This window comes from Variovorax paradoxus EPS (genome assembly GCF_000184745.1).
In the GTDB taxonomy this organism is placed as follows: Bacteria; Pseudomonadota; Gammaproteobacteria; order Burkholderiales; family Burkholderiaceae_C; genus Variovorax; species Variovorax paradoxus_C.
The window spans coordinates 2,684,238-2,704,666 of the sequence record NC_014931.1 but is presented as its reverse complement, the minus strand read 5'-3'; the positions used below and the strand labels follow the sequence as shown (position 1 = coordinate 2,704,666).

18 protein-coding genes and 3 tRNA genes are annotated in these 20,429 nt (G+C 65.4%); 11 read left to right on the top strand and 10 right to left on the bottom strand.

Annotated features, from left to right (window positions below):
• Nucleotides 1–37: 37 nt before the first annotated feature.
• Genes phoB through pstS form a run of 6 tightly spaced genes read right to left on the bottom strand, consistent with a single transcriptional unit; the run spans nucleotide 38 to nucleotide 5,298 of the window.
• Nucleotides 38–730 (bottom strand): phosphate regulon transcriptional regulator PhoB, encoded by a 693-nt coding sequence (gene phoB / locus VARPA_RS12495; protein ID WP_007836652.1) that lies wholly within the window; start codon nucleotides 728–730, stop codon nucleotides 38–40.
• 26 nt (nucleotides 731–756) lie between these two features.
• The gene (gene phoU, locus VARPA_RS12490; protein WP_013540927.1) at nucleotides 757–1,458 is read right to left on the bottom strand and encodes a phosphate signaling complex protein PhoU; all 702 of its coding nucleotides are present in this window, start codon (nucleotides 1,456–1,458) and stop codon (nucleotides 757–759) included.
• Nucleotides 1,459–1,470: 12 nt separating this feature from the next.
• Complete coding sequence (gene pstB, locus VARPA_RS12485) at nucleotides 1,471–2,250, bottom strand: phosphate ABC transporter ATP-binding protein PstB (RefSeq protein ID WP_013540926.1); 780 nt, start codon at nucleotides 2,248–2,250, stop codon at nucleotides 1,471–1,473.
• A gap of 19 nt (nucleotides 2,251–2,269) precedes the next feature.
• Nucleotides 2,270–3,154: a phosphate ABC transporter permease PstA gene (gene pstA / locus VARPA_RS12480; RefSeq protein ID WP_013540925.1), complete on the bottom strand. Its 885-nt coding sequence runs from the start codon at nucleotides 3,152–3,154 to the stop codon at nucleotides 2,270–2,272.
• Nucleotides 3,151–4,230: a phosphate ABC transporter permease subunit PstC gene (pstC, locus tag VARPA_RS12475; RefSeq protein ID WP_013540924.1), complete on the bottom strand. Its 1,080-nt coding sequence runs from the start codon at nucleotides 4,228–4,230 to the stop codon at nucleotides 3,151–3,153. The genes pstA and pstC overlap by 4 nt, the downstream gene beginning before the upstream one ends.
• 33 nt (nucleotides 4,231–4,263) lie before the next feature.
• The gene (gene pstS / locus VARPA_RS12470; RefSeq protein WP_013540923.1) at nucleotides 4,264–5,298 is read right to left on the bottom strand and encodes a phosphate ABC transporter substrate-binding protein PstS; all 1,035 of its coding nucleotides are present in this window, start codon (nucleotides 5,296–5,298) and stop codon (nucleotides 4,264–4,266) included.
• A gap of 252 nt (nucleotides 5,299–5,550) precedes the next feature.
• Between pstS and VARPA_RS12465 the strand changes: the two genes are divergently transcribed.
• Entirely contained in the window at nucleotides 5,551–7,071 is a 1,521-nt protein-coding gene (locus tag VARPA_RS12465; protein WP_013540922.1) for a Ppx/GppA phosphatase family protein, read from the top strand.
• A gap of 7 nt (nucleotides 7,072–7,078) precedes the next feature.
• Here VARPA_RS12465 and VARPA_RS12460 read toward each other — a convergent pair whose 3' ends face one another.
• Genes VARPA_RS12460 through VARPA_RS12450 form a run of 3 tightly spaced genes read right to left on the bottom strand, consistent with a single transcriptional unit; the run spans nucleotide 7,079 to nucleotide 10,771 of the window.
• Nucleotides 7,079–7,540: a SixA phosphatase family protein gene (locus VARPA_RS12460; protein ID WP_041943541.1), complete on the bottom strand. Its 462-nt coding sequence runs from the start codon at nucleotides 7,538–7,540 to the stop codon at nucleotides 7,079–7,081.
• Nucleotides 7,541–7,559: 19 nt separating this feature from the next.
• The gene (ppk1, locus tag VARPA_RS12455; protein ID WP_041942872.1) at nucleotides 7,560–9,881 is read right to left on the bottom strand and encodes a polyphosphate kinase 1; all 2,322 of its coding nucleotides are present in this window, start codon (nucleotides 9,879–9,881) and stop codon (nucleotides 7,560–7,562) included.
• Nucleotides 9,878–10,771: a GNAT family N-acetyltransferase gene (locus VARPA_RS12450; protein WP_013540919.1), complete on the bottom strand. Its 894-nt coding sequence runs from the start codon at nucleotides 10,769–10,771 to the stop codon at nucleotides 9,878–9,880. Before VARPA_RS12450 ends, ppk1 begins: the two co-directional genes overlap by 4 nt.
• Nucleotides 10,772–10,914: 143 nt before the next feature.
• Between VARPA_RS12450 and VARPA_RS12445 the strand changes: the two genes are divergently transcribed.
• From VARPA_RS12445 to VARPA_RS12420, 6 genes are all read left to right on the top strand, one after another.
• The gene (locus VARPA_RS12445; RefSeq protein ID WP_013540918.1) at nucleotides 10,915–12,594 is read left to right on the top strand and encodes an FAD-dependent oxidoreductase; all 1,680 of its coding nucleotides are present in this window, start codon (nucleotides 10,915–10,917) and stop codon (nucleotides 12,592–12,594) included.
• 40 nt (nucleotides 12,595–12,634) lie between these two features.
• Nucleotides 12,635–12,898, top strand: coding sequence for a UBP-type zinc finger domain-containing protein (locus VARPA_RS12440; RefSeq protein WP_013540917.1), 264 nt, complete (start codon nucleotides 12,635–12,637; stop codon nucleotides 12,896–12,898).
• Nucleotides 12,899–13,001: 103 nt separating this feature from the next.
• Nucleotides 13,002–13,706, top strand: a complete 705-nt coding sequence (locus VARPA_RS12435; RefSeq protein WP_013540916.1) for a glutathione binding-like protein — start codon at nucleotides 13,002–13,004, stop codon at nucleotides 13,704–13,706.
• 46 nt (nucleotides 13,707–13,752) lie between these two features.
• Nucleotides 13,753–13,829: transfer RNA gene (locus VARPA_RS12430), tRNA-Pro, on the top strand.
• A gap of 47 nt (nucleotides 13,830–13,876) precedes the next feature.
• Nucleotides 13,877–13,953: transfer RNA gene (locus VARPA_RS12425), tRNA-Arg, on the top strand.
• A gap of 341 nt (nucleotides 13,954–14,294) precedes the next feature.
• Nucleotides 14,295–15,251 (top strand): WG repeat-containing protein, encoded by a 957-nt coding sequence (locus VARPA_RS12420; protein ID WP_013540915.1) that lies wholly within the window; start codon nucleotides 14,295–14,297, stop codon nucleotides 15,249–15,251.
• A gap of 220 nt (nucleotides 15,252–15,471) precedes the next feature.
• Here VARPA_RS12420 and VARPA_RS12415 read toward each other — a convergent pair.
• Nucleotides 15,472–15,545 (bottom strand) — tRNA-Gly (locus VARPA_RS12415).
• A 242-nt stretch (nucleotides 15,546–15,787) separates the two neighbouring features.
• On the opposite strand from VARPA_RS12415, the gene VARPA_RS12410 reads away from it, so the two are divergent.
• From VARPA_RS12410 to VARPA_RS12395, 4 genes are read left to right on the top strand one after another with little or no spacing between them, the layout of a single operon-like run.
• A complete protein-coding gene (locus tag VARPA_RS12410) occupies nucleotides 15,788–16,558 on the top strand; it encodes a GntR family transcriptional regulator (protein ID WP_013540914.1) in 771 nt (256 codons plus the stop codon).
• Nucleotides 16,555–18,291, top strand: a complete 1,737-nt coding sequence (locus VARPA_RS12405; RefSeq protein WP_013540913.1) for a fumarate reductase/succinate dehydrogenase flavoprotein subunit — start codon at nucleotides 16,555–16,557, stop codon at nucleotides 18,289–18,291. Before VARPA_RS12410 ends, VARPA_RS12405 begins: the two co-directional genes overlap by 4 nt.
• A 25-nt stretch (nucleotides 18,292–18,316) precedes the next feature.
• On the top strand, nucleotides 18,317–18,550 hold the full coding sequence (locus tag VARPA_RS12400; protein WP_013540912.1) for a 4Fe-4S dicluster domain-containing protein: 234 nt from the start codon (nucleotides 18,317–18,319) through the stop codon (nucleotides 18,548–18,550).
• 36 nt (nucleotides 18,551–18,586) lie between these two features.
• The gene (locus VARPA_RS12395; protein ID WP_013540911.1) at nucleotides 18,587–19,999 is read left to right on the top strand and encodes an ABC transporter substrate-binding protein; all 1,413 of its coding nucleotides are present in this window, start codon (nucleotides 18,587–18,589) and stop codon (nucleotides 19,997–19,999) included.
• Nucleotides 20,000–20,429 lie beyond the last annotated feature (430 nt).

Here is a 20,429-nt window from a genome sequence, read left to right as displayed (position 1 = left end):
GATTATCCGCGCCCGCGGCCGAGGGACGCCACGGTGTTCAAACCGTGACTTGGGCCGTCAGGCGGTAGCCTGCTCCCCGGACGGTTTCGACCATCGGCGCGGCGGCACCCAGCGATTCGCGCAGGCGCTTGACATGCACGTCGACCGTGCGTTCCTCGATGTAGACGTGGTCGCCCCACACCTTGTCGAGCAGTTGCGCGCGGCTGTGCACGCGTTCGGCGTGCTGCATCAGGTAGGCCAGCAGCTTGAACTCGGTCGGGCCGACCTTGAGCGCACCGCCCTGCCAGGTCACGCGGTGCGTGGAGGTGTCGAGCGCGAGCTCGCCGATTTCCACGCGCTCGGTCACCACCTCGGGGGCGCGGCGGCGCAGCACCGCACGGATGCGGGCCAGCATTTCCTGCGTCGAGAAGGGCTTGGTGATGTAGTCGTCGGCGCCGGCATCCAGGCCCGCGACCTTGTCCGGCTCGTCGCCGCGCGCGGTCAGCATCAGGATCGGGATGGCCTTGGTGCGCGGGTCCTTGCGCCACTGGCGGGCGAGCTGCAGGCCGCTCTGGCCCGGCAGCATCCAGTCGAGCAGGATCAGGTCGGGCAGGAAGGCGTCGATTTCGCGCTGCGCCGCAGCACCGTCTTCCGACCAGATCGGCTCGAAGCCGTTGTGGCGCAGGTTGACGGCGATCAGCTCGGCGATCGAGGACTCGTCTTCGACGATCAGGACTCTGGGTTTCTTCATGCTTTATGGGAGTCTTGGCGCCGAGGTCACTGCAGCGCAGACTCGATTTCCTGCATCGAAGTGTGCCGCACATCGGCACCCTTGACGATGTAGATGATGAATTCGGCGATGTTCTTGGCGTGGTCGCCGATGCGTTCGATGGCCTTGGCCAGGAACAGGAGGTCCAGGCTCGCCGAGATGGTGCGGGGGTCTTCCATCATGTAGGTGACCAGCTTGCGCACGAACCCGTCGAACTCCTTGTCGATCAGGTCGTCGTCCTTCAGGATCGACAGCGCCGCGGCCGTGTCCAGGCGCGCGAAGGCGTCCAGCGCGGTGCGGAGCAGCCCTGAGGCCAGGTCGGCCGCGATGCGCAGCTCGGTCGTGGGCAGCTGGCGGGCCGAACCGCTCTCGATGATCGACTTGACCATGCGTGCGATCTTGTTGGCCTCGTCGCCCACACGCTCCAGGTTGGCGGTGGTCTTGCTGATGGCGATCAAGAGGCGCAGGTCGCGTGCGGTCGGCTGGCGGCGCGCGATGATCGACGAGAGCTCGCGGTCGATGTCGATTTCCATCGCATTGACGCGGTGCTCGGTTTCCATCACGCGGTCGGCCGCCTCGGCGTCGAACTGCAGCAGCGCATACACCGCCGTGTGGATCTGCGACTCGACCATGCCGCCGAGCTCCATCACGCGCGACGAGACGCCGTTGAGTTCGCTGTCGAACTGGCTGGAAAGATGTTTCTCGCTCATGGTTTTGTCTCCTTAGCCGAAACGGCCGGTGATGTAGTCCTCGGTTTCCTTGCGCTGCGGCTTGAAGAACATCTGCTCCGTCGCGCCGAACTCGATCAGGTCGCCCAGGTACATGTAGGCGGTGTAGTCGCTGCAGCGGGCGGCCTGCTGCATGTTGTGCGTCACGATGACCACGGTGTACTCGTTCTTGAGCTCGGCGATCAACTCTTCGATCTTGGCGGTCGAGATCGGGTCCAGCGCGGAGCACGGTTCGTCGAGCAAGAGCACTTCAGGCTTGATCGCGATGCCGCGCGCAATGCACAGGCGCTGCTGCTGGCCGCCGGAAAGGCCCGAGCCGCTTTGCTGCAGCTTGTCGCGCACTTCGGTCCAGAGCGCGGCCTTCTTCAGGGCCCACTCGACGCGATCGTCCATCTCGCTGGCCGAGAGGTTCTCGAACAGCTTCACGCCGAAGGCGATGTTGTCGTAGATCGACATCGGGAACGGCGTCGGCTTCTGGAACACCATGCCGATCTTGGCGCGGATGAGTGCGACGTCCTGCTTGGAGGTGAGCAGGTTCTCGCCGTCCAGGGCGATCGTGCCCTCGGCGCGCTGCTCGGGGTAGAGCTCGAACATGCGGTTGAAGGTGCGCAGCAGAGTCGACTTGCCGCAGCCCGACGGGCCGATGAAGGCCGTGACCTTGTTCTCGGGAATCTCGAGGTTGATGCCCTTGAGCGCGTGGAATTTGCCGTAGTAGAAGTTCAGGTCCTTGACCGAGATCTTCGAGCGCGACGGTTGTGCGACGGTGTTTGGCATGGGAGATCTTCTTCTTCAATCAGTGTTTGTTGCGCGTGAGGACCCGCGCCAGGATGTTGAGGGCGAGCACGGCGACGGTGATCAGGAACACGCCGGCCCAGGCCAGCTGTTGCCAGTTCTCGTACGGGCTCATCGCGAACTTGAAAATCGTGACCGGCAGGCTGGCCATCGGCTGGCTCACGTCGGCGGTCCAGAACTGGTTGTTCAGCGCGGTGAAGAGCAGCGGCGCGGTTTCACCCGCGATGCGCGCCACGGCCAGCAGGATGCCGGTGACCACACCGGCGCGTGCGGCGCGCAGCGTGATGCTGATGATGACCTTCCACTTCGGTGTGCCCAATGCGTAAGCCGCTTCGCGCAGGCCCGGCGGCACCAGCTGCAGCATGTTCTCGGTGGTGCGGATCACCACCGGAATCACGATCAGCGCGAGCGCCAGCGCACCGGCCAGGCCCGAGAAGGTCTTGAAGTAGGCCACCACCACGGCGTAGACGAACAGGCCGATCACGATCGAGGGCGCCGACAAGAGGATGTCGTTCACGAAGCGAGTGACCGAGGCGAGCCAGCCCTTGGGGTTGTACTCGGCCAGGTAGATGCCGGCCATGATGCCGATCGGCGTGCCCACGAAGGTGGCGAGCATCACCATCACGAAGGAGCCGAAGATCGCGTTGGCGATGCCGCCCACTTCGTTCGGCGGCGGCGTCATTTCGGTGAAGGTGGCGAGCGCGAGGCCGCCCAGGCCCAGGCGCAGCGTTTCCCAGAGGATCCACACGAGCCAGAACACACCGAACACCATCGCGGCGAGCGAGAGCGTCAGCGCGATCTTGTTGACGCGGTTGCGCGAAGCGAACCGGGCCTGGCGCGTTTCGGCGAGCGCCTTGGCGCTGATGAGGTCTTGCGCGGTGCTCACGATTTGGTTCCTTCGCTCTTCTTCATCTGGGCCAGCAACACCTTCGAGAGCGTCAGCACGACGAAGGTGATGAAGAACAGCACGAGGCCGAGGTACATCAGCGCAGCCTGGTGCAGGCCCGCGCCGGCTTCGGCGAATTCATTGGCCAGCGCCGAGGTGATGCTGTTGGCAGCCTCGAACACCGACAGCGAGTTGAGCTGGTTCATGTTGCCGATCACGAACGTGACCGCCATCGTTTCGCCCAGCGCCCGGCCGAGGCCGAGCATGATCCCGCCGATCACGCCGGCCTTGGTGTACGGCAGCACGACCTTGGAGACGACCTCCCAGGTGGTGGAGCCGAGACCGTAGGCCGACTCCTTGAGAAGCGGCGGCGTCACCTCGAACACATCGCGCATCACCGAGGCGATGAACGGGATGATCATGATTGCGAGGATGATGCCGGCCGACAGAATGCCGATGCCCACGGGCGGGCCGGACACCAGGGCGCCGAGGTACGGCACGCCGGCAAGCAGCTTCTGCAGCGGCTGCTGCACCCAGGTCGAGAGGATCGGGCCGAACACCAACAGGCCCCACATGCCGTACACGATGGACGGCACGGCGGCGAGCAATTCGATCGCCGTGCCCAGCGGGCGCTTGAGCCAGTTGGGCGACAGCTCGGTCAGAAAGAGGGCAATGCCGAAGCTCACCGGCACCGCAATCACCAAGGCGATGAACGAGGTGGCCAGCGTGCCGTAGATCATCACGAGGCCGCCGTACTCCTCCTTGACCGGGTCCCACGTGCTGTTCGTGAGAAAGCCGAGGCCGTACTTGGAAATGGCGGGCCAGGCGCCGACGATCAGCGACAACAGGATGCCGATGAGCATCGCCAGCGTCAGCAGCGCGGCGCCCTTGGCGGCCCAGCCGAACAGGCGGTCGGCCATGGGGCCGGAACGCGGCCCCTTCACCGGCGGTGGCGGCGCAGTGGCGCGGCCACGGTCGGCCGCGAGGTCGTACGAGGCGGCAGCAGGAAGAGTGGATGACACGGGTCGCTCCGGCAAAGACGAAAGCGGCGCGTCCTCGAGCGAAGTGCTGCTCATGGATGCGCCGTTCTGGACTGGTGAGTGGGTTGCTTACTTGAACGCGACGGGCTTGCCCGATGCGTCCTTCACTTCACCCCACGACTTGGCGATGGTGGCCTTCACGGCGTCGGGCATCGGCACGTAGTCGAGGTCGTCGGCGGTCTTGTCGCCACCCTTGTAGGCCCAGTCGAAGAACTTGAGCACGGTGGTCGCGTTGGCGGGCTTGTCCTGCACCTTGTGCATCAGGATGAAGGTCGCGCCGGTGATGGGCCATGCGCCCTTGTCGGCCTGGTTGGTCAGCACCTGGTAGAAGCTCTTGCTCCAGTCGGCGGCGGCGGCGGCGGCCTTGAAAGCGGTGTCGTCGGGCGAAACGAAGTTGCCGGCGGCGTTCTGCAGCTGGGCGTAGGTCATCTTGTTCTGCTTGACGTACGCGTACTCGACGTAGCCGATCGAGTTGGGCAGGCGGTTCACGAAGGCTGCGACGCCTTCATTGCCCTTGCCGCCCGCGCCGGTGGGCCAGTTCACGGCCGTGCCTTCGCCGACCTTGGTCTTCCACTCGGCATTGACCTTGCTCAGGTAGTTGGTGAACAGGAAGCTGGTGCCCGAACCATCGGCGCGGCGAACCGGGGCGATGGCGGCGTCGGGCAGGGCCAGCGAGCCGTTCAGCGCCTTGATGGCGGGGTCGTTCCACTTGGTGATCTTGCCCAGGTAGATGTCGCCCAGAACCTGGCCGTTGAGCTTCAGTTCGCCCGGCTTGATGCCGGTGATGTTGACCACGGGAATCACGCCGCCGATGACGGTGGGGAACTGCATCAGGCCCTTGGCCTGGAGTTCGTCGTCCTTCAGGGGAGCGTCCGAAGCGCCGAAATCGACGGTCTTGGCTTCGATCTGCTTGAGGCCAGCGCCCGAGCCGACCGACTGGTAGTTGATCTTGACGCCGGTGGCCTTGTTGAAGTCCGAAGCCCACTTGGCATACAGCGGTGCCGGGAAGCTGGCGCCGGCGCCGGTCACGTCTTGGGCGAGGGCGGGAATGGAGAACAGCGCGGCCACGAGACCGGCGGTTGCAAATTTGAACGTCGTTTTCATGAAGCTTCCTTTAGAAGTAAGAAGTAGTCCCTTTCGGGCTTGGGACGGACTCTAGAAAGCTTGTGTGACATCCATATGACACCCTGCTGTCGAGGGAAAATGCCTGTGTTTCCCTCTTCGGCCGTGTGACGCTGTCACACAACCGTCATGGGGCGCGCCTAGCCTTCCCGACCTCGCCGCCGCGCGATTCGGGAGGTGGCGCGCCTGTCACGGCGCTACGATCAAAGCAACCGCCCTCTTCACTACAACTACATGCAAAACGGCACCCGCCTCGCAGCAGTCGATCTCGGCTCGAACAGCTTCAGGCTCGAAATCGGGCAGGTCGACCACGGCCAGATCCACCGCACCGAATACCTGAAGGAAACGGTGCGCCAGGGCAATGGCCTGGACAGCGCCCGCAATCTCACGACCGAAGCCATGCAGCGCGGCTGGGACGCGCTGGCGCGTTTCGGCGAGCGGCTGGCCGGCTTCAAGCGCTCGCAGGTGCGCGCCGTCGCCACGCAGACGCTGCGCGAAGCGCGCAACCGCGAAGAATTTTTGCTGCGCGCACGCACCATCCTGGGTTTCGGCATCGACGTGATCCCCGGCCGGGAAGAAGCCCGTCTTATCTACCAGGGCGTGGCGCACATGCTCCCGCACACCGACGCCTCGGACAACGAACGCCGGCTGGTGGTCGACATCGGTGGGCGCTCCACCGAAATGATCATCGGCCGCTCGCTCCAGGCCGAGTTGGTGGAGTCATACCGCGTCGGTAGCGTCGCCTGGTCGATGAAGCACTTCGCCGAAGGCCAGTTCACCCCCGCCGCCTTCCGCGCCGCCGAAGTGGCTGCCAAGGCGGTGCTGGACGACGCACTCGGCAGCTACACCCGCGACCAGTGGGACGTGGCCTATGGCGCCTCGGGCACCATCGGCGCAGTTGGCGACGTTCTGGCCGCGGCCGGCGCGGAGCCCGGCCTCGTCACCCGCGAGGGCCTCGATTGGCTGCTCGACCGCCTTCTCAAGGCCGGCAGCGTCGACAAGCTGCGGATCGACGGCATGCGCGAAGACCGCAAGGCGGTGATCGGCGGCGGCGTGAGCGTGCTGCGTGCGGTGTTCGACCTGCTCGGCATCGAGGAAATGAAGGTCGCCCAGGGCGCCCTCCGCCACGGCGTGCTCTACGAATTGCTCGAACGCGACGAGAGCGTGGCCGACATGCGCACCGCCACGGTGGCCCGGCTCGCCACGCGTTTCGCGGTCGATGCCGCACAGGCCAAGCGGGTCGGCGATGCCGCCGCTTCGCTGTTCGTGCAGCTAGCCCCCGCCGCGCGCGGTGGCAGCACGTCGAACCGCGCCGGCCGCGCGCTGCGCAAGCTCGGCTGGGCCGCGCAACTGCACGAGATCGGCGCGCTGGTGTCGCACAGCGACTATCACAAGCACGGCGCCTACATCCTCGACAACACCGACGCGCCCGGCTTCGCGGTGAATGAGCTGCACGCGCTCGGCCAACTGGTGCTGGGCCAGCGCGGCAAGCTGCGCAAGCTCGAAGCCGCGCTCGACGACGAGACCTTCGTGATGCAGTTGCTCGCACTGCGGCTGGCCGTGATCCTCTGCCATGCGCGCCGCGACCCCGATCCGCAAGCGCTGCACCTCGCTGCGCTGGGCGCTCGGGCGTTCACCATCGTGTGCGCGCCCGATTGGGCCGATGCCTATCCGCAGTCGGCGCACCTCCTGCGCGAAGAAGTGCTGGCCTGGCAGAAGACCAGCAACTGGCGCGTGGAACTGACCGGCGCTTGAGGCTGGCTTAAAGGAGTTCGGGCGACTGCACCGTCACCACGACGGTCTGCACGTCGCCATCGCGCTCGCGGGACCGGATCCACCACAGCGCGCCCTTGCGCACCGGGCAACTGTCCTGCTTGAGGCCGAGCAGCAACGAGATGGCCTGCCCCACCGAGGGCTGGTGGCCGATCATCAGCACCACCGATTTGCCGTTGGGCCAGCCGGCCGCGCCGAGCATGGCTTCGGCCGTGGTGTCGGGTGCCAGCTCGCTGCGCAGCTTGTACTTGCGGCCCAGCGCGAGGGCGGTCTGCTCGCAGCGCCGCGCGGGGCTGCAGATGATGCGGGTGCCGTCGGGCAACTGCCGATCGAGCCAGCTGGCCATGCGCTTGGCCTGCTTTTCGCCGCGTGCGGTGAGCGAGCGCTGCATGTCGTCGCAGCCCTCGGTCCAGTCCTCGGCTTCGGCGTGGCGCCAGAAGATCAAGTCCATGGTCATCGTCTTTCGGTCTTCAGTTGCTGGATGCATCGCCGTGATGCCCTCGCGATGCATAGCGGTTCATGAGCGCGGTCTGGGCACCGTGGGCCTCGACGGCGCGCGATGCGCCCTCCTCGCCCGCATTGGTGTCCCGGTCCACGCGCGTGTAGATGCCGTCGCCGCCCAGGTCCCAGGCGTCGCGGCCGTCGTGCAGGTAAGCCACCAGGCACTCGTCGATGAGGCGCTGGCGCAGGCTTGGATCGGTCACGGGCCAGGCGAGCTCGATGCGCCGCATCATGTTGCGGTTCATCCAGTCGGCGCTCGAGAGGTACAGCGACTCGTCCTCGCCGTTGCGAAAATAGAAGACCCGCGAATGCTCGAGGAAGCGCCCGATCACCGAGCGCACGCGGATGTTGTCGGTGAGCCCCGGCACCTGCGCCGGCAGCGTGCAGGCGCCGCGCACGATGAGATCGATCTTCACGCCCTTCTGCCCAGCGAGGATGAGCGCGGTGATCAGCCCTTCGTCGGTCAGCGCGTTCATCTTGGCGACGATGCGCGTGGGCTCGCCGTTCGATGCGGCCAGGCCCAGCGCGTCGATCTGCGCCACCAGGTTCTTGTGCAGGTCGAAGGGCGCAAGCCACATGCGGTTCAGCTTGGGCAGCCGGCTCTGGCTCGCCAGGTGCACGAACACCGCCTCCATGTCGGCCGTCAGCAGCGGATCGGCCGTGAGATGGCTGATGTCGGTGTAGAGCTTTGCGGTGCGCGGGTTGTAGTTGCCGGTGGAAAGGTGGCCGTAACGGCGCAGCTGCTTGCCCTCGCGGCGGGTCACCAGCAGCATCTTGGCGTGGGTCTTGAGGCCCACCACGCCATACACCACCTGCGCGCCGATCGACTCGAGCATTTCGGCCCAGTTGATGTTGGCTTCTTCGTCGAATCGCGCCTTGAGCTCCACCACCACGGTGACTTCCTTGCCACGGCGCACGGCTTCGCGCAGCAGGTCCATCAGCTCCGAGTCGGCGCCGGTGCGGTAGATGGTCTGCTTGATGGCCAGCACCTGCGGATCGAGCACCGCTTCGCGCAGGAAGGCGAGCACGCCGTCGAAGCTCTCGAAGGGCTGGTGGATCAGCACGTCGCTGCGCTGCAGTCGCTCGAAGAACGACTGGGCGGGTGACAGCGTGATGGGATACGACGCCGAATACGGCGGAAAGCGCAGCTGCTGCTCGTCGATCAGGTCGATGAGCTGCGTGAGCCGGGCCAGGTTCACCGGCCCATGCACCCGGTACAGCGATCCGGGCGGCAGGTTGAACTGCGCCAAGAGGAAGCTCGCGAGCGATTCGGCGCAACTGGCCGACACCTCCAGGCGCACGGCCTGGCCGTAATGGCGGTGCTGCAGGCCCTGGCGCAGCGCGGTGCGCAGGTTCTTCACGTCTTCCTCGTCCACCGCGAGATCGGAATGCCGCGTGACGCGGAACTGCGAGAAGTCGCCGACCTCGCGGCCCGGGAACATGCTCGACAAGTGCGCTCGCACCACGCTCGACAGCGCCACGAACAGCGTCTTGCCGTCCGACACCTTGGCCGGCATCTTGATCAGTCGCGGCAGCACGCGCGGCAGCTTGACGATCTGGATCGGGTTCTCGCGCCCGAAGGCGTCCTTGCCGCCCAGCCGCACGATGAAGTTCAGCGACTTGTTGGCCACCTGCGGGAACGGATGCGCCGGGTCCAGCCCGACGGGAATCAGCAGGGGGCGCACTTCGCGCTCGAAATACTCGCTCACCCATTTGCGCTGCGCCGGGTTGCGCTCGCCGTGCGAAATGATGTGGATGCCGTGCGTCGCGAAGGTCGGCATCAGCTCGTCGTTGTACAGCGCGTACTGGCGCGCCACCAGCTTGTGCGCCGCCTCGGCCAGCTGTTCGAACGAATCGACGGTGTAGGTGCCCTTGTGGTCGCCGGCGTTGCCGGCGATCAGGTGCGGCGCGGCGCGGACCTCGAAGAACTCGTCGAGGTTCGAAGACACGATGCACAGGTAGCGCAATCGCTCGATCAGCGGGACCTCGGGCCGGTGCGCCCAGTCGAGCACGCGCTCGTTGAACGACAGGATGCTGTGATCCCGGTCGAGCAGGGAGAAAGTGGGCGCCGCAACGGCGAGCGACCGGTCTGCGGGGGCTGGTGACATGGACACTGATTCTGGAGCAAGCGGCACGGGAGCAGACGTAGGCGGAAATATGACAGTGTCGATGTCATTTGTGACAGTTGAATGACGCTCGCGTGACGCGGCGTCCCCTGTCCTGTGCGGCTCCATCATGCCCGGCGGGTGGGCGGGCGGCCCGTCGTCAGGACGGACGGCCGCCGGTTTCATGCGCCGAGAAAGTGCTTGCGGTAGCGCGCCGGCAGGTCGTCGATGCGCATCAGCATCGGCAGGTCGGCCGCGTTGAAGTCCGGGTCCCAGGCCGGCGCGCCCAGCACCTTGGCACCCAGGCGCAGGTAACCCTTGATGAGCGCCGGCGGCTCCACGTCGAGCGTGCTGTCCAGCCGCTCGACCGGCAGCGGAAGCCGCGGCTGCACCTGGTATTGGATCGGCGCCATGTGGCTGGCCGAAACCTGCCGCCAGATGCTGGCCGCCGCGTCACCATTCGTCACACCGTTGTGTGACATCGGGATGCTCGCGCAGCCGATCATGGTGTCCAGCTTGTTGCGGTGCATGAAGCCGGCCAGCGCGCCCCACAGCGCGAGGATCACCCCGCCCTGGCGGTGTTCGGGATGCACGCAACTGCGGCCCAGTTCGACCATGCGCTCGCGCAGGTCGCGCAGGCGGGTCAGGTCGAATTCGGTGTCGCTGTAGGTGCTGCCGACGCGGCGCGCCTGCGCCGGGGTGAGCACCCGGTAGGTGCCGATGACCTGATTGGTGAGCTCGTCGCGCACCAGCAAGTGCTCGCAGAAATCGTCGAACAGGTCGATGTCGTGACCGGCCAGCGGCGAGGAGACGCGGGCGCCCATTTCGCCGACGAACACGTCGTAGCGCAGGCGCTGCGCGGCGCGCACGTCGTCCAGGTGGCGGGCCCAGCCGACCGTGATGCCCTGCTTGGCTTCGACGGGCGGGGGAAGAATGACGGCGGGCGCCTGCGGCACCGACACACGGGCCGCGGCGGAAGCACCGGCGGCGACAGCGACGGCCGTGGGCGCAGGCCACAAGGCCGCGCGCAGCCCGAGCTGCGAAAGCGGAAACGTCGGGTTGGGCAGTTCTTTCATGGGGAACCCTTTCTGCCGAGGGAGTCTCCGCACATGCGATGAAGGCGGCGTGTCAGGAAGATTGCATGCGTATGACGGTGTTACAGCCGGCTTGGCGCACTTCGTCGTTTAATTCGTGAACCCGCGACATGGAGCTTGGACACATGGCCACCGCAGCAAACGGCACCGACAGCAGCCGCTTTCACCAGACCTTTCCCGTCCTCAGTGACACCGAGATTGCGCGCATTGCACGCTTCGGCAGCGTGCAGCAATTCGCGCGCGGCGAGCGCCTGTTCACCGCCGGGGAAACCGGACCCGGCATGTTCGTGCTGCTCAAGGGCGTGGTCGCTGTCACACAGCGCGACGGACTCGGGCGCGTGGTGCCGATCGTGCGGCAGGGTCCGGGCGAATTCCTGGCCGAAGTCGGCCAGTTGAGCGGCCGCCCTGCCCTGGTCGACGGGCATGCCGACGAAGACGTCGAGGCGCTGCTCGTGTCGCCACAACAACTGCGCGCATTGCTGGTTGCCGAAGCCGACCTTGGCGAGCGCATCACCCGCGCGCTGATCCTGCGGCGCGTGGCGCTGATCGAATCCGGCGCGAGCGGGCCGGTGTTGATCGGCAAGCCGCAGTCGGCCGACATGGCGCGCCTCGAAAACTTCCTGCGGCGCAACGGCTATCCCTATCACCTGGTCGACGCCGCCGAAGACCCCGACGCCGCCGCACTGCTCGAACAATATGGCACCTGCCAGTTGCTCGCCGTGTGCCCCGACGGCTCGGTGCTGGTGAACCCGGCCGAGGACGCGCTGGCACGCTGCCTCGGCATGGTCGACACCGTCGAGCACAACGAGCTGTTCGATGTCGCCGTGGTCGGCGCGGGGCCGGCCGGCCTCGCCACCGCGGTGTATGCCGCCTCCGAAGGCCTGCGCGTGATCGTGCTCGACTGCCGCGCCTTCGGCGGCCAGGCCGGCGCCAGCGCGCGCATCGAGAATTACCTGGGTTTTCCGACCGGCATCTCGGGGCAAGCGCTTGCGGGACGAGCGTTCGTGCAGGCGCAGAAGTTCGGCGTCGAGATGCTGATCCCGGCGAAGGTAACCTCGCTCGACTGCTCGCGCGAGAACGAGCGCGAAAGCCTCGGCATCGCGCTGGCCGATGGCCGCACGATCCACGCGCGCACGGTGGTCATTGCGAGCGGCGCGCGCTACCGGCGCCCCGACGTGCCGCGCCTTGCCGAATTCGAAGGCCGCGGCATCTGGTACTGGGCCTCGGCCATCGAAGCGAAGATCTGCTCGCAGCAGGAAGTGGCGCTGGTCGGCGGTGGCAACTCGGCGGGCCAGGCGGCGGTGTTCCTCTCGCGCCATGCGGCCAAGGTGAACGTGCTGGTGCGCGGACCGTCGCTCGCCGCCAGCATGTCGCGCTACCTCATCGACCGCATCGAGGCCACGCCCAACATCGAACTGCAGCCCCACACCGAACTCGTGCGCCTGCATGGCAGTTCCGACGAAGGCCTCACCGGCGCGACGTGGCGCTGCCACACGAGCGGCAACGAGCACGACTGCCCGGCACGCAACATCTTCCTGTTCGTCGGCGCCGAACCCGAGACCTCGTGGCTCGAGGGCTGCGCGGTCGCGGTCGACAAGCACGGTTTCGTGCTGACCGGCGCGGCGGCGAGCAGCGGTTTTCCGGCGCGGCCGGCCACGGCGCTCGAATCCAGCGTGCCCGGCGTTTTCGCCGTAGGCGATGTGCGCTCGGGTTCGGTCAAGCGCGTGGGTGGCGCGATCGGCGAAGGTGCGGCGGCTGTGGCGCTGATTCATCAGCACCTGTCGCAGACGACAGCCGTGGCCTGACGCCACTCACCCCCTCAATCAGATATCAAGGAGTTCTTCGGTGCCCATCAAAGCTTGCGACCACGTGCCCGCCACCATCGCCCAACCGCACACCGCGCGCGGCTGCGAAGACTGCCTGAAGACCGGCGACACCTGGGTCCATCTGCGCCTGTGCGTGCACTGCGGCCATGTGGGCTGCTGCGACTCCTCGAAGAACCGCCACGCCACGCGGCATTCGCAGGCCGAGGGGCATCCGGTCATCCAGTCGCTAGAGCCCGGCGAAGACTGGATGTGGTGCAACGCGCACCAGTTGCAGGTGGGCTGAAAGGCGCTGCCGCAAGGCGAATTCCCGCGCCGGCACGGGTTTGGAATCGCACGTATATGCTGCGGCCCTCCCCTCATACCCATCCCCTTCCGGAGCCCGAGACATGCCTGCATCGCCCATCGAGGTCTATTCCTGGCCCACGCCCAACGGCCACAAGGTTCACGTCATGTTGGAGGAGTGCGGCCTGCCCTACCGCGCACACCCGGTGAACATCGGCAAGGGCGACCAGTTCGCGCCCGAGTTCCTCCAGATCAGCCCCAACAACAAGATCCCCGCCATCACCGACCCCGACGGTCCGGACGGCAAGCCGATCTCGCTGTTCGAATCGGGCGCGATCTTGGTCTACCTCGCGGGCAAGACCGGCAAGTTCCTGCCCACCGGCGACCGCGAACGTTATGACGTGCTGCAGTGGCTCATGTTCCAGATGGGCGGCGTCGGCCCGATGCTCGGCCAGGCGCATCACTTCCGTCTGTACGCGCCCGAAAAAATTGCCTATGCGATCGACCGCTACACCAACGAAGCCAAGCGCATCTACGGCGTGATCGACAAGCAGTTGTCCAAGAACAAGTTCATCGCCGGCAAGAGCTATTCGATTGCCGACATCGCCATCTTCCCGTGGCTGCGCAGCTGGGAAAACCAGGGCATCACCCTCACCGATTTCCCGCACCTGAAGGCCTGGTTCGACGGCATCGCCGAGCGTCCGGCCGTGCAGCGCGGCGTGAAAGTGCTGGCCGATCTGCGCCAGCCGCTCACCGGCGACAAGGAGCGCCAGGTTCTTTTCGGCAAGACTCAATACGAGAAACGTTGAGAAAACCCGGAACCGGTCGATATCCGGGCTAGAATCGAAGGCTTGTCGGGGTGTAGCGCAGCCTGGTAGCGCATCTGGTTTGGGACCAGAGGGTCGAAGGTTCGAATCCTTTCGCCCCGACCAAGTTTTCTTTTAAGTGTTTTCGTTTTTGCTTCTGTCCGGCCCGGAATCTGCCCGTAGCTCAGTTGGATAGAGCACCTGCCTTCTAAGCAGGTTGTCGGGGGTTCGATCCCCTCCGGGCAGGCCAATCCCTTATTTCACGCAGCTCCACGCTGCCTCGGAACTCGCACTTCTCACAGGGGTGGCGGGTTTTTTCTTTGCCTCTTGCTATGTCGGTGCGTAGCACGGGCCTACGGAATTTGTCGGTACTTCAGCAGGTACCTGCACGTGGCGGAAGCCAAGTACCGTCAGCAGGAGATGCATCGAAGAGATGCTGGAAGCGCGCCTGTTCGATCGCCGGCAAATTGCTGCGCGGGCAATGGACGACAAGGCTGCAGTGAAACGGGTCGGGACCATGTCGCAACGACAGCCATACTGTGCGCAAAGCCGCTCCACCATCACCGACTCCCGGCAACCGAGAAACGATCCATGCTTCCTGTCAGATCCGCCGAGAGCGGCCTGTTTGGGTTCATCGATATCGCAGGCGAAATCGTTGTGCCGCCGCAGTTCCACAGCGTCGGGCCTTTCGCCGCAAATGGTCTGGCCGTCGCCCACCTGGATCCGAACAGCGAGAGCGGCTATGGATTCATCGATCGGACCGGCCGCGTCGTCGTCGGTCCGTCGTTCCACCAGGCCGAAGATTTCTCGACACAGGGCATCGCCACGGTAATCCTCGATCGCGCCCAGTTCTTCCGACACGCCTTCGTGGACGCTGCGGGGAACAAGATCTTCCCTGCGGACTTCGAACATGCCCGCTCGTTCGACGATGGCGGTCTCGCGGTGGTCCGCACGGAAGATGGCACCAGCGGTTGCATCGACGTGCGGGGAGAAATGGTGATATCGGCGATCTATGACGGCATCGGCGCATTCGCCGCCAACGGCCTCGCCAAGGTCAGGCGCGCCGGCTATCGCGGCTTCGTCGACGTCGCCGGCAACGAAGCGCTTCGCCCGGCATTCAAGGAGTTCAGCGAATTCGATGCGTGCGGGCTCGCGACCTTCAAGGCCGGCAACCATCGGTATGGCTACATGGGCAGCGGGGGCGAGACGCGCATTCCTGCGCGCTACGCGGAAGCCGCCGGCTTCGCTGCGAACGGCCTCGCCAAGGTTCGCATCGGGAAACGATGGGGCTTCATCGACACGGCTGGAGAGCTGATGATCGACCCGGGCTTCGACGACGTGTCGGGCTTCAGCTATGCAGGGCTTGCCATCTTTCTGCACACCAACGGAAAGTGGGGCGCCATCGATGCCTCGGGCGATACGGTCATTGATCCGGTCTATGACGAGATAGATGCGTCGTTCGACCCCGCGGTGCTGGAGGTCGTGCGCGATGGCGTGCGCGGTTACATCAGCCACGCCGGGGCATGGATCGGCAACCAGTTCCGCTAGCCGGCGCGAGCATGGCTCGGACCTCGCTATCCGATACCTGGCGATGGCTAGGGGGACAAGCTTCTCAACCGGAGGCAAATGTGCCTTCGTTCCCCGTGTTGCACCCCTTCATCCGGCGCGCTGCAATGAGCGAGCATGGGCGGTCACGAGAGAAGCGAGTGAGCTAAGTCGTTGATCCGATTAGCCTTTGAGTCAACATGAGAAAACATGAGTGACTAGCTGGAGCGGGTGAAGGGAATCGAACCCTCGTATGAAGCTTGGGAAGCTGCCGTTCTGCCATTGAACTACACCCGCATTTGCAACCCGTTGATTCCACGGGTTGTCGGCCAGCGCCGGATTCTACAGAGGAACGAACAGCGCCCCGCATCGGGCGCCTGTCGGACGAAATGGGCGCCCCAGCTGGATCGCACCGCTCTCCCCGTTCCGGCATCACCACAGCAATTTCCAAATATCGAAGCACGTTTTCGTTCTTTAACGAAAGAAGCCCCCCTGACTAGCATCCGACCTGTTTCAACTGGTCATAACAAGTCAGCCGCATGTCTTCTGCTCCGGCGCTCGAGCCCATCGCCTTTTCACCCGTTCCGCTCTACACCCAGGTGCGCGAAACGCTGCGCGAACGCATCCTCGACGGCACCTACGCGCCGCATGCGCAACTGCCTTCCGAAAGCGAAATGGTCGCGCTCTTCAAGGTCAGCCGCATCACGGTGCGGCAGGCGCTCAGCGACCTGCAGCGTGAGAACCTGATCTTCAAGATCCCGGGCAAGGGCACCTTCGTCGCCAAGCCCAAGGCGTTCCAGCAGCTCGCACAGCTCGAAGGCTTTGCCGAGTCGATGGGCCGCATGGGCTACGAGATCCGCAATCAGGTCACGAGCCATAAGACCGTGCCCGCCTCGCCGCGCGTGGCGCAGCGCCTGGGCCTGGCGGAGGGCACGCCGGTTGCACAGATCAAGCGTGTGCGGCATCTGAACCGCGCCCCGGTGTCCTATGAGGTGACCTACCTGCCCCACGCCATCGGCGAGCGATTGCGGCAGGCGGACCTCGCCGGGCGCGACATCTTCCTGATTTTGGAGAACGACTACGGCATCGCGCTCGGCCACGCCGACCTGCAGATCGACGCGATGCTCGCCGACGAATTGCTCGCACGTTCGCTGGACGTTCCCGAAGGCACCGCGGTGCTGCGCGTGGAGCGCCTCACCCACACGGCCGACGGCGCGCCGCTCGATTTCGAAGACCTCTATTTCCGCGGCGATGCGTTCCAGCACCGGCTTCGCATCGCCCGCAGTCATCCCACGAAGGACACCCCATGAACATCATCACCCGCACGGTCGACGTGCTGGTCATCGGCGGCGGCACGGCCGGGCCGATGGCGGCCGTCAAGGCCAAGGAAGCCAACCCCAAGCTCGAAGTGCTGCTGCTGGAGAAAGCCAACGTCAAGCGCAGCGGCGCCATCTCGATGGGGATGGACGGGCTGAACAACGCGGTCGTGCCCGGCTTCGCCACGCCCGAGCAATACGTAAAAGAGATCACCACCGCCAACGACGGCATCGTCAACCAGAAGACGGTGATGGCCTATGCGCGCAACAGCTATTCGATGATCGAGGAGCTCGACCGCTGGGGCGTCAAGTTCGAGAAGGACGAGACCGGCGACTACGCGATGCGGAAGGTCCACCACATGGGCACCTACGTGCTGCCGATGCCCGAAGGCCACAACATCAAGAACGTGCTGTATCGGCGCCTCAAGCGCACGCGCGTGGAGATGTCGCAGCGCCTCGTGGTCACGCGCCTGCTGACGGCGGCCGACGGCAGCGTCGCGGGCGCGATGGCCTTCGACTGCCGCACGGCCGAGTTCCATGTGATCCGCGCGAAATCGGTGGTGCTCGCCACAGGCGCGGCCGGCCGGCTCGGGCTGCCCGCCTCCGGCTACCTCTTCGGCACCTACGAGAACCCGACCAACGCGGGCGACGGCTACAGCATGGCCTACCACGCGGGCGCGGAGCTCTCGGGCATCGAGTGCTTCCAGATCAACCCGCTCATCAAGGACTACAACGGCCCCGCCTGCGCCTACGTGACCGGCCCCTTCGGTGGCCACACCACCAACAACAAGGGCGAGCGCTTCATCGAGTGCGACTACTGGAGCGGCCAGATGATGATGGAGTTCTACAACGAGCTCCAGGGCGGCAACGGCCCGGTCTTTCTCAAGCTGAGCCACCTGGCCGAGGAGACCATCGCCACCATCGAGCAGATCCTGCACACCAACGAACGCCCGAGCCGCGGGCGCTTTCACGCGGGGCGCGGCACCGACTACCGCGAGCAGATGGTGGAGATGCACATCTCCGAGATCGGCCTGTGCAGCGGCCACTCGGCCTCGGGCGTGTGGGTGGATGAACACGCGCGCACCACGGTGCCGGGCCTGCACGCCGCGGGCGACCTCGCCTGCGTGCCGCACAACTACATGCTCGGCGCCTTCGTCTACGGCCGCCTCGCCGGTGAAAGCGCAGCCCAGCATTGCGCGGAGAACGAGCTGCCCGCGCTCGATGAAGAACAGGTCGCACGCGAGCACGCCCGTGTCAGCGCCCCCCTCCTTCGCAGCGGGGGTCTCCCGCCCACGCAGGTCGAATACAAGCTGCGCCGCATGGTCAACGACTACCTGCAGCCGCCCAAGGTCACGCGGAAGATGGAGATCGGCCTCTCGCGCTTCGAGCAGATCCACGAAGACCTCGAACAGCTCGCCGCCCCCGGCCCGCACGAGCTGATGCGCGCGATGGAAGTGCACGCGATCCGCGATTGCGCCGAGATGGCCGCGCGCGCCTCGCTCTACCGCACCGAGAGCCGCTGGGGCCTCTATCACCACCGCGTGGATTTCCCCGAGCGCAACGACCGCGACTGGTTCTGCCACACGCAGTTGCAGAAGCAAGGCGACGCGATGGTGAGCTTCAAGCGCCCGGTCGATCCGTACATCGTGCCGCTCGATGCGCACGAGATGTCGGCCTACCAGCACCTGCGCGTGCCGGCAGCCGTACGCGAGCCCGTCGCGGCCTGACACCCACGAAGAACGAGAACCCCACATGCCAATCGCCCTCACTCCCACCAGCGTGCCCGTGCGCATCGACGAAGACAAGTGCATCGCCCACAAGGGCTGCACCGTCTGCGTGGACGTCTGCCCGCTCGACGTGCTCGCCATCGACCTCAGCAAAGGAAAGGCCTACATGAAGTTCGACGAGTGCTGGTACTGCATGCCTTGCGAGAAGGACTGCCCCACCGGCGCAGTCACCGTCGACATCCCCTACCTGCTGCGCTGAGCCGCGGCCGTTGAATTTCAAACCGGAGCAACCACGATGAAGACCCAGAGAACCTTGGCGCTGTGGAGCGCGACCTTCGGCCTGATGCTGACCCTTCCCGCTGTGCAGGCCGAGACCATCCGCATCGCCATCGGCACGCAGGACACCACGATCAACTGCGCCACCGGCGGCCTCTTGATCCGCGAGCTGAAGCTGCTCGACAAATACCTGCCGCGCACCGGCAAGTACAAGGACGCGCAGTACCAGATCGAGTGGAAGAACTTCACCTCAGGCGCACCGCTGACCAACGAGATGGTCGCGGGCAAGCTCGACCTCGGCTCGATGGCCGACTTTCCGGGCAGCTTCAACGGTGCGGCCTTCCAGAAGGCGGGGCGCAAGAGCATCTTCATCACCGTGCTCTCGGGCAGCACCACCGGCAGCGGCAACGGCATCGTGGTGCCGAAGGACTCGAAAGTGCAGTCGATCGCCGAACTCAAGGGAAAGACCATCTCGGTGCCCTTCGCCTCCACCTCGCACGGCATGCTGCTGCGCGCGATCCAAGCGCAAGGCTGGGACCCGCTGAAGGACGTGAACATCACGACCCAGGCGCCCGAAGTGGCCGGCCCGGCGCTGCAGGCCGGCAAGGTCGAGGCGCATGCGGACTTCGTGCCCTTCGCCGAGCTGTTCCCGTACCGCGGCTTCGCCCGCAAGATCTACGACGGCTCGCAAGCGAATGCGCCCACCTTCCACGGCAGCCTGGTCGACGAGGAGTATGCGAAGAAGTACCCCGAGGTCGTTACCGCCTACTTGCGCGCCGCGCTGGAAGCCGACCGCCTCGTGGCCGCCGAGCCCGAGAAATACAGCGAGCTGATCGCCAAGGTCACGGGCATCGAGGCGGAGGTCAACTACCTCTTCCACGGCCCGCTCGGCCTGCAGACGCGCGACCTGAGCTGGAAGCCCGAGTACCGCCAGGCGGTGAAGACATCGCTCGACACGCTGCGCCTGTTGAAGCGCACCGACAACGACATCGACGCCAATGCCTTCGTGCAGGACGGCTACATCCGCACCGCCTTCAAGGAGGCGGGCCTCGACTACGACAAGCAACTGAAGAACTACGCCCGCGCCCCGCTGGTCGCGAAAGATGCATCGACCGGCAAGCCCATCACCGATGTGAGCCGCGTGGCCCAAGTGTGGGTGGCCGGTGAGCCGCTGGTGCGCCACTACGCCTCGCCCGAGAACGCGTTCGCCGACCTGCAGAAGCTGGAGAAGTCGGGCAAGAAGGCGCGCGTGGTCTATGCGCAAGACCGCAACAGCGGCAACAAGCTGCTGGCGGCCGATGCGTGGTTCGTGCTCGGCGCCAAGGGCGAGGTCGATGCCTTCCTGCTCAAGGACCAGGCCGAGGGCTGGGCCGCGAAGAACGGCGGCAAGGTGACGGACTTCGCCACCGTGCGCGCCGCGCTGGCCGGTTGACGCCTCGTCCGTCCGCGACGTTCACCTCCACACAAGATGCGTCCGAGAAAAAGCAATCCGTTCACGCTGAGAAGAATCCGTTCACGCTGAGAACAAACCGTTCACGCTGAGCTTGTCGAAGCGCTGCGCAAGGCTTCGACAGGCTCAGCCCGAACGGTTTGTGTTGGCTGGTCGCAAAACATACCGTGACGTTCACCCTCCCTGCAAGTTGCGTCCGAGAACAAACAATCCGTTCATGCTGAGAAGAAACCGTTCACGCTGAGAACAATCCGTTCATGCTGAGAAGAAACCGTTCACGCTGAGAACAAACCGTTCACGCTGAGAAGAAACCGTTCACGCTGAGCTTGTCGAAGCGCTGCGCGAGGCTTCGACAGGCTCAGCCCGAACGGTTTGTGTTGGCTGGTCGCGAAACATAACCACGCTCAAAGGT